The organism is Myxococcus sp. MxC21-1 (assembly GCF_032612255.1).
GTDB lineage: Bacteria > Myxococcota > Myxococcia > Myxococcales > Myxococcaceae > Myxococcus > Myxococcus virescens.
This window is the reverse complement of record NZ_CP123278.1, coordinates 3154183-3172608: the sequence shown is the minus strand read 5'-3', so window position 1 is coordinate 3172608 and position 18426 is coordinate 3154183. Positions and strand designations below refer to the sequence as shown.

Annotated in this window: 9 protein-coding genes and 2 pseudogenes; 8 read left to right on the top strand and 3 right to left on the bottom strand. The window is 70.1% G+C overall.

Annotation, left to right across the window (positions count from 1 at the left end; translation table 11 throughout):
- Positions 1-6 precede the first annotated feature (6 nt).
- Both holA and holB read right to left on the bottom strand, forming a co-directional pair.
- Positions 7-1341, bottom strand: coding sequence for a DNA polymerase III subunit delta (holA, locus tag QEG98_RS14735; RefSeq protein WP_316567141.1), 1335 nt, complete (start codon positions 1339-1341; stop codon positions 7-9).
- On the bottom strand, positions 1338-2372 hold the full coding sequence (gene holB, locus QEG98_RS14730; protein ID WP_316567140.1) for a DNA polymerase III subunit delta': 1035 nt from the start codon (positions 2370-2372) through the stop codon (positions 1338-1340). Before holB ends, holA begins: the two co-directional genes overlap by 4 nt.
- A gap of 83 nt (positions 2373-2455) precedes the next feature.
- On the opposite strand from holB, the gene QEG98_RS14725 reads away from it, so the two are divergent.
- The 8 genes and pseudogenes from QEG98_RS14725 (at position 2456) to QEG98_RS14685 (ending at position 15902) form a co-directional block, all read left to right on the top strand.
- A complete protein-coding gene (locus tag QEG98_RS14725; RefSeq protein ID WP_228557861.1) occupies positions 2456-3949 on the top strand; it encodes a mechanosensitive ion channel family protein in 1494 nt (497 codons plus the stop codon).
- 127 nt (positions 3950-4076) lie between these two features.
- Positions 4077-6917 (top strand): type I polyketide synthase, encoded by a 2841-nt coding sequence (locus QEG98_RS14720; RefSeq protein WP_316567139.1) that lies wholly within the window; start codon positions 4077-4079, stop codon positions 6915-6917.
- Positions 6896-7990, top strand: a pseudogene (locus QEG98_RS14715) (SDR family NAD(P)-dependent oxidoreductase); the annotation flags it as partial. The gene QEG98_RS14720 and the pseudogene QEG98_RS14715, both read left to right, overlap by 22 nt.
- Positions 7991-8187: 197 nt before the next feature.
- Positions 8188-9866: pseudogene (locus QEG98_RS14710) on the top strand (thioesterase domain-containing protein); the annotation flags it as partial.
- Between the two features lie 243 nt (positions 9867-10109).
- Complete coding sequence (locus QEG98_RS14700; protein WP_316568094.1) at positions 10110-10337, top strand: hypothetical protein; 228 nt, start codon at positions 10110-10112, stop codon at positions 10335-10337.
- Positions 10338-10423: 86 nt separating this feature from the next.
- A complete protein-coding gene (locus QEG98_RS14695) occupies positions 10424-10786 on the top strand; it encodes a hypothetical protein (RefSeq protein WP_316567138.1) in 363 nt (120 codons plus the stop codon).
- Positions 10771-12513 carry a formyltransferase family protein gene (locus QEG98_RS14690; RefSeq protein WP_316567137.1) on the top strand — a complete coding sequence of 581 codons (1743 nt, stop codon included), beginning with the start codon at positions 10771-10773 and terminating at the stop codon, positions 12511-12513. The genes QEG98_RS14695 and QEG98_RS14690 overlap by 16 nt, the downstream gene beginning before the upstream one ends.
- A complete protein-coding gene (locus tag QEG98_RS14685) occupies positions 12510-15902 on the top strand; it encodes a MupA/Atu3671 family FMN-dependent luciferase-like monooxygenase (RefSeq protein WP_316567896.1) in 3393 nt (1130 codons plus the stop codon). The genes QEG98_RS14690 and QEG98_RS14685 overlap by 4 nt, the downstream gene beginning before the upstream one ends.
- Positions 15903-16105: 203 nt before the next feature.
- On the opposite strand, the gene QEG98_RS14680 is transcribed toward QEG98_RS14685, so the two are convergent.
- Positions 16106-18355, bottom strand: coding sequence for an excinuclease ABC subunit UvrA (locus QEG98_RS14680; RefSeq protein ID WP_316567136.1), 2250 nt, complete (start codon positions 18353-18355; stop codon positions 16106-16108).
- Positions 18356-18426 lie beyond the last annotated feature (71 nt).

Sequence of the window (18426 nt, the reverse complement as noted above, 5' to 3'; positions counted from 1 at the left end):
CCTCCTCTAATAACCCGCGCCTTGCTGGCGCACACACACCGTGGCCAGCAGCCGCTCGATGACCAGCCGGCCGTTCGCTGACGACTTCAGCGCCAGGTCCGCCTCGGCGCAGGCCACCAGCGCGCCCAGCAGCTCCCGCCGCTCATAGCCCGCCGCGGCCTTCATGCTGAACGTGAGCGCCCACGCGTTGGGCAGCTTCCGCTTGCTGCCCTTCAGCTCCGCTTCCAGCCGGGGGAAGACGCGCGCCTCCACGTCCTTCGCGGTGCGAGGCGGATTGCCCCCCGCGTAGCGCCACAGCCACTCATGGCTCTCCAGCAGGCTCCGGACGATGGAGGCCACCGCCCCCAGCAACTGCAACGCGTGGGTCCCCTGCCCCATGGCGTCGTCCGCGTAGGACAGCGCTCCGCCGAAGTCGCGCTTCTGGAGCGCCTCGGACAGCTCGAAGAACTCCTCCTCGCGCGCGTGGTGGACCAGCGCGGCCACGTCCGCCCGCTCAATGGCGGGCCCTTCCGAATACGTGGCCAGCTTCTCCAGCTCCGACTGAAGCAGACGGATGTTCCCGCCGATGCGCTCCTTGAGTTCGTCCAGCGCGCCGGGGCCCAGCTTCTTCTTGAAGGGCGCCAGGAACTCCTTGGCGATGTCGGTCAGGTCCAGGTCCTTGTGACGCGCCGCCACCTTCCGCTCGACGACATGGCCCTTGTCGTGGGCCAGCTTCACCAGCGGATTCTTGGCGTCCACGTCGGACGCGGCCAGCACCAGCGCATGGCCCGCCGGCACGCCCTTCTGGATGAGGTCCAGCAGCGCCGAGGCATCCCCCTCCGGCGCGGAGATGCGCTCCTCGCGGCAGAAGGCGGCGGCCTCCTTGAGGAAGGCCACGTCCGCGTCGGCCAACTCCACGTTGAGCTCGTCCTTCCACTGCTCCACGGACGGCGCCCCGGGAGTGCCCGGGTCCAACTGCTCCACGCCCCAGCCCGCGCGGGCCGCCAGCGCCAACAGCCGCCGCGCGCCTTCCTTCCGCTTGCCCGCCTTCCACGCCTCGCGTGCCTTGCCCAGCGCGTCCCCTCGCCCCTTCTTGGGCGCCAGGAACTCCGGGTCGCGGACCAGCACCACCTTGCGGCCGGGGAACAGCGGCAGCGTGGCCAACTCCTGCGCCACCTCGCGCGGGCTGCCCGCGTCCAACACGGCCAGGTTGAGGCCCATGGCCGCGTCAGGGACGAGCAGCTTCACCAACTCGTCAGCACCCTTGCGGACCAGGAACTCCTCGCCCACCAACAGGTACACCGGGGCGACCTTGCCCCCCTTCACGCTGGCCAGCACGTCATCCAGGTCACTGGCGCTCATCGCGACGTCTCCGTGAACAGGTCGATGAGCATCCGCTCCAGTTGGAGCCGGGGCGCACCGTTCCGGGCAATGGCCGCCCGCGCCGCCTCCAGCAAGGAATGCCGGCGGTGCAGGAGGATGTCAGACGTGCGGGCCGCCACCTGCCGGGCCAGCTCCACCAGGTCGCGGTTGGCCAGGCCCGACTCCAGGCCTGACTTCACCAGCGCCACGTCGCGCGTCCACAGCGCCAGCAGCTCCAGGGTGCTCTCCGCCTCCTCGCGCGAGCCGCCATGGGCCTCCGCGAAGCGCAGCAGGCCGACGGCGTCCTCGCCGCGCAAGGCCTCGAAGGCGGTGACGGTGTCCTTGCGCCGCGACAGCGCGTCCACGTCCAGCGCCATGGCCCGGCCCAGGCTGCCGCCCGCCATGACGGCCGCGAGCATGGTCGTCTCCGCGTCCAGCTTGCGCGCCTCCGCCACGCGCCGGGCCACCAGGTCCACCGGCAGTGGGCCGAAGTGCACCTTTCCGCACCGGCTGCGAATGGTGGGCAGCAGGCGGTCAATCGCGCTGGCCACCAAGATGATCGTGGTGTCCGAAGGCGGCTCCTCCAGCGTCTTGAGGAACGCGTTCTGCGCCTGCACGTTCATGGTCTGGGCGGAGACGATGAGCGCCACCTTGCGGCGCGACTCCAGACCGCGAAGGGCGATGCGCTCCTGGAGCTGGCGCACCTGCTCCACGCGCAGCTCCCGGCTGGGCGTCCCGGTGAAGTCGGACCGGCCCGCCAGCCCCCGGGACACCCGTTCATCGTCAGGCATCACCCAGGTGACGTCCGGGTGGAGGCCCCTCTCCACCCGCTGGCAGCTCGCGCAGGCGCCGCAGCCCACGTCTGGCTGCTCGGGACACGTGAGCGCCTGGGCCAGCCCGACGGCCGCCAGCTCCTTGCCCACCCCTTCCGGCCCGGCGAAGAGGTACGCGTGGTGGACCGCGCCGCTGCGCAGGGCCGCCTGGAGGGCGTCCACCGCGCGAGGCTGTCCCAGTACCGTTGCGAGCGTCATGGCGCGTGTATCCCCGCTCACGCGGCACGCGTCAACGGCCGCCTTGACCCCCATGGAGATGGCGGGAGACATTCCCCCTCGCCTTGCTGCCCTTCCTTCAGAGCAACCTGTCCCTGGCCGTGGGTGCGCTGCTCATCGTCGTGCTGATGGGGGTGCGCGCCGCCTCCCATGACGGCGACCTGCGACAGGATTTGAAGAGCGCCATCCGGCTCCTCATCGCGTTCATCGTCCTCCGGCTGGCCACATGGGCCCTGCCCGCGACGGCGCCGGAGGGCATGCAGAAGGCGCTCCAGATCAGCTGGATGCTGATGTTCACCTTCGGTGGCATCCGCGCCAGCGTGGCCCTGGCGTTGAAGGTGATCCGGCTGCGCGCGCCGGCGGTGGGCACACCGAAAATCCTGCGCAACGTCATCGACTTCACGCTGTACCCACTGGCGGTGCTGCCGCTCCTGCGCACCCAGTTCAACGTGGACCTGGCAGGCCTGGTGGCCACGTCCGCGGTGCTGTCGGTGGTCATCGGTCTGGCGCTCCAGGAGACGCTGGGCAACCTCTTCGCGGGCCTGTCCCTCCAACTGGACCGCCCATTCGAGGTCGGCCACTTCATCCGCATCGGCACCCACACCGGACGCGTGGTCTTCATTGGCTGGCGCTCCATCCGGCTGGCCAACTTCCGCCGCGAGGTCATCACGCTGCCCAACAGCATGGTGGCCAAGGAGCTGGTCCTCAACTTCACCCAGGACCCCAACCCCGTCGGCATCGATGTGGAGTTCCGCCTGTCACGGGACGCCGCGCCCAACCAGGTCAAGCACGCGCTGCTGGAGACGATGCGGGAGACCCCCCTCATCCTCCCGGAGCCGTCGCCCATCGCGCGCACGCTGAGCTACGAGGATTCCGCCATCCGCTACATGGTGCGGTTCTTCATCGGCGATTACGGCCTGGCCGACGCGGTGAAGGAGGACCTCCACACCCGCCTGTGGTACCGGCTGCGCCGGGCGAACATCGAGATTCCCTACGCCCAGCGCACGGTGCACGTGCGGCAGGAGATGGCGCGCACGGAGCTGTCGGAGGACACCATCCGCAGCCTCCTGGGCGCCGTGGACCTCTTCCAGTCCCTGGACACGGAGGAGCTGGACCGGCTGCGCCAGGAGTCGCTGGTGCGCCGCTTCGGCGCCGGCGAGCGCATCATCCAGGAGGGCGACGAGGGCCGGACCTTCTACGTGCTCGCCTCCGGAGAGGTGAGCGTGCGCACGGGGAAGTCGCAGTCGGAAGTCACCCGCCTGGGTCGGGGCAGCTACTTCGGAGAGATGTGCCTGCTGACGGGAGAGCGCCGTTCGGCCACGGTGGTGGCGGTGGAGGACTCACTGCTCCTCGAAGTAGACCGTCCCACCTTCGCCCGTCTCTTCACGGAGTATCCCGGCCTGGCCCGGCAGCTCTCCTCCATGCTTGCCCAACGGCGGACCCAGCTGCGCGCGGTGGCCGAAGCGAGCGGAACGAGCAACGACGCCATTCCCGCCGAGGTCGGCCGTATACTCGGACGGCTGCGCCAGATATTCGGGCTCAATGCCACACACGAGTAGGCTGGGCGCAGCGGGGGGATGTCGTGACAGACCTTGGTACGCCGGTTCCAAAGCTGGGGCGGGTTCGACCCTCCTCAAACTGTGCTGATTTGAACTGCTGGAAGCGGTACTTTCCAGGACTACTGTCATGACGGAAGACGTTGAAGGGCTTGCGGATTCACCAGACATCGCGGTGGTCGGGATGGCCGCGCGACTGCCTGGTGCGCGCGATGTGGACACGTTCTGGCGCCGCGTGCGCGACGGCGTCGAGTCCGTCACGCACTTCAGTGACGCGCAGCTCTTGAGCGCGGGCGTGGACCCGGCGCTGCTCCAGGACCCGAACTACGTGAAGTCGGGCATGGTGTACGAGGGCCTGGAGGACTTCGACGCGGGCTTCTTCGGCTTCAGCGCGCGCGAGGCGTCCCTCATGGACCCGCAGCACCGCCACTTCCTGGAAGTGTGCTGGGAAGCGCTGGAGCACAGCGGCCATCCGCCGGAGCGGTTCAAGGGGCCCGTCGGCGTGTTCGGCGGCTCGGGCATGAACGCATACATGCCCTACAACCTCTTCACCAACCCGCAGCTGATGGAACAAGTCGGACTGTTCCTCGTGCGGCACACGGGCAACGACAAGGACTTCCTCACCACCCGTGTCTCGTATTGCCTGGACCTGCGCGGGCCCAGCCTCAACGTGCAGACGGCGTGCTCCACGTCGCTCGTCGCCATCCACTCCGCCTGCCAGAGCTTGCTGGCGCGCGAGTGCGACCTGGCGCTGGCGGGCGGCGTCACGCTGGAACTGCCGCACTACCGCGGCTACCTGTACCAGGAGGGAGAAATCCTCTCACCGGACGGGCACTGCCGCGCGTTCGACCACCGCTCCCAGGGCACGCTCTTCGGCAGCGGCGCGGGCGTCATCGTGCTGCGCCGCCTGGAGGACGCGCTGGCGGATGGCGACACCATCTATGCGGTGGTGAAGGGCAGCGCGGTGAACAACGACGGCGCGCGCAAGGTGGGCTACCTGGCGCCGTCCGTGGACGGGCAGGCGGACGCCGTCGTGGAGGCGCTCAACGTCTCCGGTATCAGTGCCGACTCCATCGACTACATCGAGTGCCACGGCACCGGCACGCCGGTGGGCGACCCGATTGAAATCACCGCCCTCACCCAGGCCTTCCGCACGCAGACGCAGAAGAGCGGGTTCTGCCGCATCGGCTCGGTGAAGACGAACATCGGCCACCTGGACACGGCCGCGGGCGTGGCGAGCTTCGTCAAGGTCGTCCAGATGCTGCGCCACAAGCAGATGGCGCCCACGCTGCACTTCGAGAAGCCCAACCCACAGATCGACTTCGCGCGCTCGCCCTTCAGTGTGAACGCCGCGCTGCGCGACTGGCCCGCCGCCAAGGGCCGGCCGCGCCGTGCGTCGGTGAACTCGCTGGGCGTGGGTGGCACCAACGCGCACGTCATCCTGGAGGAGGCGCCCGCGCAGCCGCAGACGTCCGCCGCGCGTCCCTTCGAGACGCTGTGGCTGTCCGCGCGCACCGCCGCCGCCCTGGAGCGCGCCGCGCAGCGGCTGGCTCAGCGGCTGGGTGAAGCCGACGCGCCGAACCTGGGTGACACCTCGTACACCCTGCTCGAGGGCCGCCGCCGCTTCGCGCATCGCCGCGCCGTGGTGGCATCGTCCCGCGAGGACGCCGTGCGCCTGCTGTCGCAGCCAGAGGCCGCACGGACGGCCCAGGCACAGACGGAGGCGGAGGGCCGCTCCGTCGTCTTCCTCTTCCCGGGCGGCGGCGCGCAGTACCCGGGCATGGCGAAGGGCCTCTACGAGCAGGAGCCCGTGTTCCGCCGCGCGCTGGATGAGTGCCTGTCGCTGCTCGAACAGCACCAGTCGCTGAAGCTGCGGCCCCTGCTCTTCCCGGAGGCCGGCGCCGAAAAGGAGGCCCGCGCCCAGTTGGAGCAGGCCACGTACGCGCTGCCGGCGCTGCTATCCGTGGAGCTGTCGCTCGCCGCGCTGTGGAAGGCGCGTGGCCTGACGCCGCAGTCGTGCATGGGCCACAGCATGGGCGAGTACGCCTGCGCGCAGCTCAACAGCGTGTTCTCGGTGAAGGACGCGCTGGGCATCGTCGCCTGCCGTGGCCGCCTCTTCGACCAGCTCCCCGCCGGCGCGATGCTCAGCGTGGAGATGCCCGAGGCGGAGCTGAAGCCGCTGCTGGGCGAGGGCCTGGACCTGGGCGCGCACAACGCGCCGGGGCTGTGCCTCGTCTCCGGTGAAGTGGCCGCCATCGAGGCGCTGGAGGCCCAGCTCAAGGCTCGCGAGGTGGAGGCGCGGCGGCTGCACATCCGCGTGGCCGCGCACTCGCGCATGCTGGAGCCCATCCTCGCGCCCTTCCGTGAGTTCCTGGGCACGGTGCGCTTCTCCAAGCCCACCGGCCCGTGGATCTCCAATGTCACCGGGACGTGGGTGACACCGGAGGAGGCCACGTCGCCCGACTACTGGGTGCGGCACCTGCGTCAGCCGGTGCGCTTCGCCGAGGGCGCGGGCGTGCTCCTGGCGGACAAGGCGCGCGTCTACCTGGAGGTCGGTCCCGGCCAGACCCTGACGCAGCTGCTGCGCGCCCAGGTGGAGAAGCCGCAGGCCGAGCAGCTGGTGCCGTCACTGCGGCACCCCAACGACACCGTGGCGGACCTGGCGTTCTTCCAGCTCGCGCTCGGCCGCCTCTGGGCCGCGGGCGTGGACCTGGACGCCGCCGCGCTCTTCGATGGCCAGAAGCGGCGCCGCGTGGCGCTGCCCACGTATGCCTTCGAGCGCGAGCGCCACTGGGTGGAGCCGGGCAGCGGCACCTTCATGGCGCGGCGTGAGGGTGAGCGCCCGCTGGTGCGTGAAGAGAACGTGTCGCGCTGGGGCTACGTTCCGCGCTTCCGCGAGCAGGCCGGCGCGGCGCCGGAGGCCCCACGGAGAACGAGCGCTGGCTCCTCGTGGGCGAGCAGCACCTGCTGATCAGCGAGCTGGCTCGCGAGCTGTCGGCGCGTGGCGCCCAGGTGATGCGCGTGCTGCCGGGCGATGCCTTTGGCCGCGTGGACGCGGGGCACTTCACCCTGCGGTTCGACGCGCGCGAGGACTGGGAAGCGCTCTGGGATGCGCTGGGCGCCGAGGGGCGCGTGCCACCTCGCATCGTGGACATCACCGGCCGGGACATGGCCCCGCTGGGGTGGGAACGCGCGGTGTCGCGGTACTTCCTCACGCCGCTGGCGCTGATGCAGTCCCTGACCTCCGAGTCGCTGCCTCCGGGCCTGCGCTACATGCGGGTGACCCAGGAGGCCCTGCCCGCCGAAGGACACGCCACGAGCCCCGAGCAGGCGCTCAGCTTCGGTCCGCTGCTCGTGGGCCCCAAGGAGCTTCCCGAGCTCAAGGCCCGCGTGGTGGACGTGCAGCTGGTGGTCAACGTGATGGGTCAGGCGCGGGAGCTCGCGGACGAGCTGCTGCGCCCGGACGTCGAAGCGCCGGTGGCGCTGCGAGGCGGGCGCCGGCTGGTGCAGGTGGTGGAGCGGACGGCGCTGGACGAGGGCCCGTCGCCGCTGCGTGAGCAGGGCGTCTACCTCATCACGGGTGGCCTGGGCGGCATCGGCCGCACGCTCGCCGAGCTCTTCGCTCGCAAGGTGAAGGCCCGGCTCGCGCTGGTGTCGCGTTCGGCGGCCAGCGCGTCGCACGTGGAGCTTCAGCGCACGTTGGAAGGACTTGGCGCGCAGGTGCTGCTGCTCAAGGCGGACACCACTGACGCCGGCCAGTTGCGCGCGGCCATCGCCCAGGTGCGAGAGCGCTTCGGCGCCTTGCATGGCGTGGTGCACGCGGCGGGTACGCTCGAGGACGGGCCGCTGGAGGCGAAGACACGCGACTCCGCCCTGCGGGTGCTCGCGCCCAAGGCGATGGGGGCGCTCGCGCTGGAAGAAGCGCTGCAAGGCGCGGCCCTGGACTTCTTCGTCAGCTTCGCGTCGACGAGCGCGTGGCTCGGGCCCCCGGGGCAGGTGGACTACGTCGCCGCCAACGCGTACCTGCTGGCGCAGGCGACACGGCTGGAGGCCACGGGCATCGCGAAGCGCGCACTCGCGTTGGGCTGGGGCGTCTGGCAGGAGGTCGGCATGGCCGCGGCGCAACTCGCGCCGCAGTTGCCGCCCGGTGAGTCCGTCAGCCACCCGCTGCTCCAGCGGCGCGTGGAAGCCCCGAAGGGCACCACGTCTTCCGCGCCATCTACGACGCGAAGGCCCACTGGGTGCTGGATGAGCACCGGATGCGCGGCGGAGGCCCCGTCCTCCCCGGCACGGCCTATGTCGAGCTGGCCCGCGCCGCCTGGGCGCTGGCGCGTCCTGGCGAGCCACTGGAGTTGTCGCAGCTCTCGCTGGTGTCACCGCTGGACGTCCCGGACGGCGAGGTACGGGAGGTGGAGATCGGGCTGGCGCCGGAGGGCGACGGCTTCACCTTCCGCGTGCGCAGCCGCGCGGCCGGAAACGCATGGACGGAGCACGCCACCGCGCGGCTCCACCAGGCCACGGGCCAGCGTCCCGCGGCGCTGAGCGTGCCCGCGGCGAAGGTTCGCTGCGGTGAGCGGCCGCTGACCTTCGGCGAGGGTGAGCAGTCCCTGCCGCAGGACGCGCTTATCGCGTTCGGTCCGCGCTGGAAGGTGCTGCGCGACGCGGGCTTCGGCACGTCCGAGGCCCTGGGCCGTCTGGAGCTGCCCGCCGCCTACCGCGAGGACCTGTCGACGTACGGGATTCCGCCCGGGCTGCTGGACATCGCCTCCGGCTTTGCCTTCTCCCTGCTCCCCGACGCGGGCCAGCCGGGCAAGCTGCACGTGCCCGTCTCCTACCGGCAGCTTCAGGTCTGGGGCCCCTGGCCTCAGGTGGCGCTGAGCCACGTCCGCGTGCGCCAGGAGGAAGGCCGCGGCGCGCTGCTCGACGTCACGCTCACCGACACGGACGGGAATGTCTTCTGCGCCATCGAGGGCTACCTCGTCGCGTCCGTCGAGGCGCGGCGTTTCGGCCGCTCGCCGCAGAAGAAGGGCTCACTGCTGGAGAGCTGGCTGCCTTTGGGCATCAAGCCGGCGGAAGGCCAGGACGCCTTCCTGCGCGCGCTGGCCCTCCAGGGCACGTCCGCGCTCTTCGTCAGCTCCATGGACCTGCACACCCTCGCGGCCCGCATGCGCCCGAAGCAGGAGGCGAAGCCCGCGGCGGCTCCAGCCTCGGTCCAGGCAGGCGCGCCGTCCGGTGTGGCGGCCGCGGACGCACCGCGCGACGACGTGGAGCGCAAGCTGGCGGAGCTGTGGCAGCAGCTGCTCGGCGCGCCGAAGGTGGGGCTCAAGGACAACTTCTTCGAGCTGGGCGGACACTCGCTCATCGCGGTGCGCCTGTTCGCGCGCATCAAGAAGACGCTGGGCGCGGACCTGACGCTGGCCACGCTGTTCGAGGCCCCCACGCTGGAGCAGTGCGCCGCGCTGGTGCGTGAGGCCGCCGGAATTCCCTTCACGTCGGACGCGGGTCCGGGTGACGCGGCGCCCGCCACGCAGGCCCCGGGCGCCAAGGCGGCGCCGAAGAGCTGGTCTCCGCTCGTCACCATCCAGAAGGGCGGCAATGCCCTGCCCTTCTTCTGCGTTCACGGCGCGGGCGGCAACGTCCTCAACTTCCGCGAGCTGGCGCAGACGCTCGGCAAGGAGCAGCCCTTCTACGGGCTCCAGGCGCGCGGCGTGGACGGCAAGCTGCCCCCGGCCGACAGCATCGAGGAGATGGCGTCCATCTACCTGGAGAGCATCCGCCGGTGCGGCCCCACGGCCCCTATCTGCTCGGCGGCTACTCCGGCGGCGGCGTGGTCGCCTACGAGATGGCGCAGCGGCTGCGCGCGCTGGGCGAGCCCGTGGCCCTGGTCGCGTTCCTGGACACCTTCCACCCGGCCACCCAGGAGCGGCGCCAGTCGCTCAACGAGCGCCTGCGGGAACTCCGCCGGGAAGGCGCGACCAGCTACGTCAGCCGGAAGCTGCGCACCAAGGTGGAGCGCGACGGCACCCGACTGTGGAGCCAGCTCAAGCTGCGCTGGTACGAGCAGCGCGGCGAAGCGCTCCCCATCGAGCTGCGCAACCTCCAGCTCACCGAGCGCTTCCAGCTCCTGGCCAGCCGCTACGTGCCGAGCCCCTATGCCGGCCCCGTGACGCTGTTCCGCGCGCAGGAGATTCACGCCATCTACGCGCACATGGGCACCAGCCTGGGCTGGGAGCCGCTGGTGCCGCTGCTGAACATCCGCGAGGTGCCGGGTGACCACGACAGCCTGGTCCGCGAGCCCAACGTCCACGTCCTGGGGCGGCTGCTCCGGGAGGCCCTGGACGAGGCCCAGCGCGAAGCGAGCGGAGAGGTTCGATGGACTGGTTCGAGGTAAAGACATCGAGCCGCGAGGTCGGGAGGTGGAACGCTCGGAACGCGACCCCCGCAACCGCCGTCATACTGTTGGTGGGGATCATCATCATGGGATGGCCTCGATTCGACCCTGAATTCCCGGGCCCGTTCCCGTACACCGGCACACCGCTGACCGCGGAGGAACGGAGCGGGCTGACGTCCGACGGATGGACCCTGACGGGCCCGGACGCGGCGCCCTGGAACCTCGCGCTGACGCGCCCTCCCGCGGCCGGTGAGACACGGTGGCTGGTCTACTTCGGCGGTAACACCCCGGGGTATCTCGCCGAGGCGAAGTCCGTCCTGCTCACACTCGACCAGGGGCGCGCGTGGGGCCTCGCCGCGTTCGCGCCGCCCGGCTTCGACGGTTCACCGGGAGAGCCCTCCCCGAGGCGCTCCGCGACAGCGCCGCGAACGCCATGCGCTGGTTGGTGACGGCGCATCCCGCCGCGGCCCAGGGCATCCATCTGGTGGGCTTCTCCATGGGCAGCATGGCGGCGCTCAGCGCGGCTGGCACGTTGCAAGAACGCGACACCCCCGCCAAGGGCCTGGTGCTGTTCGCGCCCTTCCACCGGATGAAGGTGAGGCCCGCGGGCTTCATGGGCCGCGTCTTCGGACGGCACGAGTACGACAACCGGACGCTGCTGCGGACCCACCGGAAGGTTCCCACCCTCGTGCTGCACGGCGGTGCCGACAGCGCGCTGCCGCTCGTCCAGGGCGAGCTCGTCAGCCGTGGGCTGGGCGCGCGGTTGATGACGTATCCCGGCATCGGGCACGCCGAGCTCTTGAAGCATCCCCCGCGCTCGCTGACGCCCGGCAAGGCCTGGGCTTGTGAGCCGGGGGCCCCCGAATCGCAGCACCACAGGAGGCACAGCATGAGCGCGGCTCCGGAGTCGCCCCGTTGTTTCATCATCGGCGAGGGCACCCTCGTCGTCCCCTGCGCGCAGGCCCTCACCGAGCGCGGCGTCCAGATTCTCGGGCTCGTCACGCGCGAGCCCGCGCTCCAGAAGTGGGCGGAGGAGCAGGGCGTGCCGCACGTGCCGCCCGGCGAGCAGGTGCTGCCGTTCCTGTCCCAGGCGCCCTTCGACTGGCTCTTCAGCATCGTCAACCTGAGCATGGTGAAGGAGGACATCCTCCGCCTGCCCCGGCGCATGGCCATCAACTTCCACGACGGCCCGCTGCCCCGCTACGCCGGCCTCAACGTCACGTCGTGGGCGCTGCTGAACCGGGAGCCCCGGCACGGCGTCACCTGGCACGAGATGACGACGGGCGCGGACGAGGGCCGCGTCCTGAAGCAGCGCCTCTTCGACATCGCCCCCGGCGAGACGGCCTTCAGCCTCAATGCCCGCTGCTACACGCTGGGCATGGAGACCTTCGCGGAGCTCGCGGAGGAGTTGGTCGCGGGCACGTCCGAGGCGAAGGCGCAGGACTTCTCGCAGCGCAGCTACTTCGGCCTCGCGCAGCGCCCGGAGGCCGCGGCCGTGCTGGACCTCCACGGCGACGTGGACGTGGCGCACGCGCTGGTGTCGGCGCTGGACTACGGCGGCTACCCCAACCCGCTCGCCTTCGCGAAGGTGTGGCTGGGCAACGGGCCGGTCGCCATCTCCGAGGCGCGGCGCGCCGAACCCGCCTCCGAGGCGGCCCCGGGCACCGTGCTCGACATCGAAGGGGACGCGCTGACTGTCGCGCTCCAGGGCGGAGACCTCACGCTGAAGGGCCCCAAGGGCCCGTGCGGCGCGCCACTGTCGTGGGCCGACCTGCTTGGGGCGCGGATGCTCGCCCGGGGTGACGTCCTGCCCCCGGCCCCACCAGAGCTGCGCGCCCGGCTGACCGAGGTGAGCGCCCAGGCCGGCAAGGCGGAGTCCTTCTTCCTGCGCCGGCTGGAGACGCTCTCCCCGCCCGACCTCCCCTTCCTGGGCGGCAGCTCCAAGGACGTGGGCACGCACACGCTGAAGTTCGAGGCCACGGACGTCCCCCTGGGATGGGCCACCGACCTGCCCCCGAGGACCGGCTGCTCTTCACGGCTGCCGCCTTCCTGGCGCGTCTGTCCCCCGAGCCCCGCTTCGACGTGGGCTACGCGGACGCCTCCACGCGCGCCCGCATCACCGGCGCGGAGGGCTTCTTCGCCTCACAGCTCCCGCTGCGCGTCGAGCTGCCCATGAAGGAGGCGCCGGAGCTGGCCGCGGGCACCTTCCGCAAGGCGCTGACGCAGCTGCGCGACAAGGGAGTGCTCGCCCGGGACGTCCTGGGCCGCTCCGCGCAGCTGTCCAACCTCCAGCGCCACGCGGGCGAGGTGGCGTACCCCGTCGCGCTGCGCATCAACGCGCCGGGTGAAGCAAGCGGCCCGGTGGGCGGCGCGGCGCTCGTCATCGAGGTGGACGCCCAAGGCCGTCACGCTCACCTGCACTTCGACGCCACGCGCGTGGACAAAGCCCGCGTGGACGACGTGGCGCGGCAGCTTGGCGCGTTCCTCGCCTCGCTCCGGGACGCGCCGGGCAAGGCCGTGGGCGAGCATGACCTGCTGGGCGCGGAGGAGCGCCAGCTCCTGGCGCGCTGGAACGACACGCGCCGCGACTTCCCCCGTGACGCCACCCTGGCCTCGCTCTTCCAGGCGCAGGCGCGGCGCACGCCGGACGACACCGCGCTCATCTGCCGGGGCGCCTCGCTGACCTACCGCGAGCTGGACGCGCGCGCCGAGGTGCTCGCACGGCACCTGCGCGGCGCGGGCGTGGGCCGCGACGTGCGCGTGGGCATCTTCATGGAGCGCTCGCTGGAGATGATGGTGGGCGTGCTGGCCACGCACAAGGCGGGCGGCTGCTACGTACCGTTGGACCCGGCCTATCCCGCCGAGCGCATCGCTTTCATGGAGGAGGACGCGGGCTGCCACCTGGTGCTCACCCAGGAGCGGCTGCTGTCGCGCGTGCCGTCCGCGGCGAAGGCCGTGCTCGCGGTGGACCAGCAGTGGGAGCGCATCGCCGCCGCGCCGGAGGCCCAGACGCCGCCGGCCACGCCGGACAGCCTGGCCTACGTCATCTACACCTCGGGCAGCACGGGCAAGCCCAAGGGGGTGATGATTGAACACCGCAACGTCGTGAACTTCGGCGTTGGCATGGACGAGCGCCTGGGCACGGAGCGCGGCACCTGGCTGGCGGTGACGAGCCTCAACTTCGACATCTCCGTGCTGGAGCTGCTCTGGACGCTCACGCGCGGCTTCACGGTGGTGCTGCACGCGGAGCGGCACGATGCGGTGCAGGCTGGCAAGCACGCCTCGCGCGCCATGGAGTTCAGTCTCTTCTACTTCTCCAGTGATGAAGGCGAGCGTCCCGAGGGCCGCTATGACCTGCTCATGGAGAGCGCGCGCTTCGCGGACACGAACGGCTTCTGCGCCGTGTGGACGCCGGAGCGGCACTTCCACGCGTTCGGCGGACTCTTCCCCAACCCGGCGGTGACGTCGGCCGCGCTGGCGGCGGTGACGCGCAACGTGCAGCTTCGCGCCGGCAGCCTCGTGTCGCCGCTGCACCCTACGCTGCGCATCGCCGAGGACTGGTCCGTGGTGGACAACATCTCCCACGGCCGCGTGGGCATTTCGTTCGCCGCGGGCTGGCAGCCCAACGACTTCGCGCTGCGTCCGGAGACCTTCCCGGACCGCAAGCGCATCATGTTCCAGCAGATTGAGGACGTGCGCCGGCTGTGGCGTGGCGAGGCGCTGGAGACGAAGAGCGGCACGGGTCACACCGTGAAGCTGCGCACCCTGCCCCGCCCGGTGCAGAAAGAGCTGCCCATCTGGGTCACCACCGCGGGCAACCCGGAGACCTTCGAGGAAGCGGCGCGCGCGGGCTGCCACGTCCTCACCCACCTGCTGGGCCAGTCGGTGGAAGAGGTGGCGCAGAAGATTGCCCTCTACCGGGAAACGTGGGCCAAGGCCGGTCACCCCGGCAAGGGCACCGTGTCGCTGATGTTGCACACCTTCGTCGGTGACTCCGAGGCGTCCGTGAAGGAGGTCGTTCGCGAGCCGATGAAGTCGTACCTCAGGTCGTCGGTGGGCCTCATCAAGGAGGCGGCCTGGAGCTTCCCGGCCTTCAAGGCACAGACGACGCTGGCCAACGGCAACTTCGGCACCGACCACCTGTCCGCCGAGGAGATGGACGCGCTGCTCGACTTCTCCTTCGAGCGCTACTTCCAGTCTTCCGGCCTGTTCGGCAGCGTGGATGCGTGCGTCGCGATCGTGGACCGGCTCAAGGGCCTGGACGTGGACGAGATTGCCTGCCTCGTGGACTTCGGGGTGCCCACGGAGCTGGTGATGAAGCACCTGCCGCTGCTGGCCGAGGTGCGCCAGCGCGCCAACTCGGGCGTGGGCCAGCCGGGCGCCGAGCCCGAACTGGACGGCTCCATCCCCGCGCTGCTGGAGCGTCACGCGGTGACGCACCTCCAGTGCACGCCGTCCCAGGCGAGCATGCTCTTGGCCGAGGAGCGCTCGCGCGAGGGCCTCAAGCGGCTGAAGAAGATGATGGTGGGCGGCGAGGCCTTCCCCGTCCCGCTGGCGCGTCAGCTCTCCGAGACGGTGTCCGGCGACGTCATCAACATGTACGGCCCCACCGAGACGACCATCTGGTCCTCCACCCAGCCGGTGAAGAACGTGGGCGAAGGCGTGCCTATCGGTACGCCCATCGCGAACACGCAGCTCTACATCCTGGATGCGCAGCAGCGTCCGCTGCCCATTGGCGCGGCGGGTGAGCTGTACATCGGCGGCGAGGGCGTGGTGCGGGGCTACCACCACCGTCAAGAGCTGGACCGCGAGCGCTTCGTGCCGGACCCGTTCTCCTCCCAGCCGGGCGCGCGGATGTACCGCACCGGCGATGCCGCGAGATGGAGGCAGGATGGCCTGGTGGAGTTCATCGGCCGGCTGGACCACCAGGTGAAGGTGCGCGGCTTCCGCATCGAGCTGGGCGAAATCGAATCCCGGATGGGCGAACACCCCGCGGTGCGCGAGACGGTCGTCATCGTCCGCGAGGACATTCCGGGCGACAAGCGGCTGGTGGCCTACCTCATCGCGAAGCCGGGCGAGCCGCCCGCGGCGGACGCGCTGCGCGAGTTCCTGCGCACGAGGCTGCCCGAGTACATGGTGCCGCAGGCCTTCGTGACGCTGAGCACCTTCCCCCAGACGCCGAACAAGAAGGTGGACCGCAAGGCCCTGCCACCTCCGGAGCAGGCGCAGGCGCGCGGGGAGCTGGTCCGGCCGGAAGGCGAGACGGAGGCGCTGATTGCCAGCATCTGGCAGGACGTGCTCAAGCTCGACAAGGTCGGCGTGGAGGACAAGTTCGTCGACCTGGGCGGCCACTCGCTGCTGATGGTGCAGGTGCTGGAGAAGCTCAAGGCCCAGGTGGAGAAGCCCCTCACGCTGGTGGACCTGTTCCGCTACCCCACGATCCGCGCTCTCTCCGGGTTCCTGTCGGGTGACAGCGGCGAGGAAGAAGCGCTCAAGGAAGTCGCGGCGCGCGGTGAGGCCCGGGCCGCAGCTCGCCGGGCGATGCAGCAGCGCCGCCGCCGGTAGACGTTCGTTGCCGCGAGACTGACACTCCAGGAATGGCCTGAAATCAAAGGCAGGCCGTTTCCACGATTCCTGGAGTGCCTCATGCGTTTCAAGGTTGCGGTGTACCGCCTCGTTCCCTGGAAGCTGGAGCCCGTGACGGCCTGAGTCGCGCTCCTCGACCGGAGCGGTGCGAGGTGTCTCGCGCCGCTCCGGCGGGCGCGCCGTTACGCCTTGCCTCGGCGGGCCATGTGCTGCCCGGTCAGCGAGCGCGGGTGCGTCGCGAGCTGAGCCGGGAGCCCTTCGAAGACGACCTGTCCGCCCTCATGCCCGGCGCCGGGCCCCAGGTCGATGACCCAGTCCGCGCGGGACACCACGTCGAGGTTGTGCTCGATGACGATGACCGTCGACCCGGCATCCACCAGCCGGTCGAACAGGCCAATCAACGTGTCCACGTCGTTCATGTGCAGGCCCGTGGTGGGCTCATCGAGCACGTAGATGTTCCCGGAACGGCCCAACTCGGCGGCGAGCTTCAACCGCTGGCGCTCACCGCCCGACAGCGTTGACAGCGGCTGCCCCAGCGTGAGGTAGCCGAGCCCGACGTCATCCAGCCCCTGGAGGATTTTGGCGATCGCCGGCTCGGTGAAGAAGGCCACCGCGTCACTGATGGCCATCTCGTAGACGTCGCTGATGGACTTGCCGCGCAACCGGTGCGCCAGCACCTCCTCGGTGAACCGCTTGCCCTCGCACGTCTCGCAGACGGTCACCATCGGGTCCAGGTGCGCCAGGTCCGTGTAGATGACGCCCAGGCCACTGCAGTCCGGGCAGGCCCCCTTCGAGTTGGCGGAGAACAGCGCGGCATCCACCTTGTTCGCCTTGGCGAAGGCCTTGCGGACGTTGTCGAGGATGCCGGTGTACGTGGCGGTGTTGGAGCGGCGCGAGCCCCGAGCCAGGTTCTGGTCGATGATGATGGTCTCCGGGTACGCCTTGGGCAGGCAGCCCTGAATCAGCGACGACTTCCCCGAGCCGGCCACGCCCGTCACCACCGTGAGCACACCCCGCGGAATCGAAACAGACAGGTCCTGGAGATTGTTGAGCCGGGCGCCCTTGATTTGAAGCTGCCCCGTGGGCTTTCGAGGCGTGGTCTTCAGCGGCTGGTGCTTCTTCATGTGGTTGCCCGTGAGAGTGCCCGAGGTCAGCAGCCCCTCGTAGGTGCCCTCGAAGACGACCTGTCCACCCTTGTTGCCGGCCTTGGGCCCCATGTCGACCACATGGTCCGCAATGGCAATCATGTCCGGCTTGTGCTCCACGATGAGCACGGTGTTGCCCTTGTCGCGCAACTGCTGCATCAGGCCCGCGAGCCGACCTACGTCGTGTGGGTGGAGCCCCACGCTGGGCTCATCGAAGATGTACGTCACATCGGTGAGGCTGGAGCCCAGGTGCCGCACCATCTTCACCCGCTGGCTCTCTCCACCCGACAGTGTCGAACTCTCGCGGTCGAGGCTGAGGTACCCCAGGCCAATGGTCACCAGGTTGTCGAGCCGGTGGGCCAGGGCCTCCAGCATGGGCCCCACGGACGGAGCGGCAATCTTCCGGACGAACGTGGCGAGGTCCGACACCTGCATCGCGGAGCACTCCGCGATGTTCTTGCCCTGGATGTGGCTGCCGAGCGCTGCCTGGTTGAGCCGCCCACCCTTGCAGGAAGGACAGGTGGCTCGAGTGAAGATGCGCTCGTATTCGGCGCGGACGTGCGGCTGGACCGTCTCAGGATCCTTGGAACCCAGCGTCCGGCGCAGCTTGGGGACAAGGCCCTCGTAGGTGAGGTTCATCTTGTCGAGCTTGATCTTCCGGCCGTCGTCCAGGTGGAGGAGCTTCTCCATCTCCTCCTTCGTGTACTTGGACAGCTTCTTGTCGACGTCGAAGTAGCCCGAGCGTGCGTAGATGGCCCAGTACCAACTGTCGACCGCATAGTCCTTGGGCAGGATGGCGCCCTCGTTGAGGGACTTGGACTTGTCGATGACGGCGTCCATGTCCATGGACGCGACCTGACCGATGCCCTCGCACTCCGAACAAAGCCCCCGGGGGTCGTTGTAGGAATAGAAGCCCGGGCTGCCCAGGTGCGGCTCGGCGAGGCGTGAGAACACCACGCGGAGCATCTGCGCGGCGTCGGTGACGGTGGCGACCGTGGAGCGTGAGTTCCCGCCCAGCCGCTGCTGGTCCACGATGATGGCGGCGGAGATGTTCTCCAGGCTCTCCGCGTCCGGCTGGCCATAGTGCGGCATGAACTGCTGCACGAAGGCCGGATAGGTCTCGTTGATGAGCCGCTGGCTCTCGGCCGCGATGGTGCCGAAAACCAGGGACGACTTGCCCGAACCCGAGACGCCCGTGAAGACCGTGATCTTCCGCTTGGGGATGTCGAGCGAGACATTCTTCAGGTTGTTCTCGCGTGCCCCGCGAATCTTGATGGAGCCGTACATGGTTGGCTTCTCCTTGGAGTGACGCCCTGCCCGCGGACGCGGCGCGTCCACAAGCGGGCTTCCCGTAAATC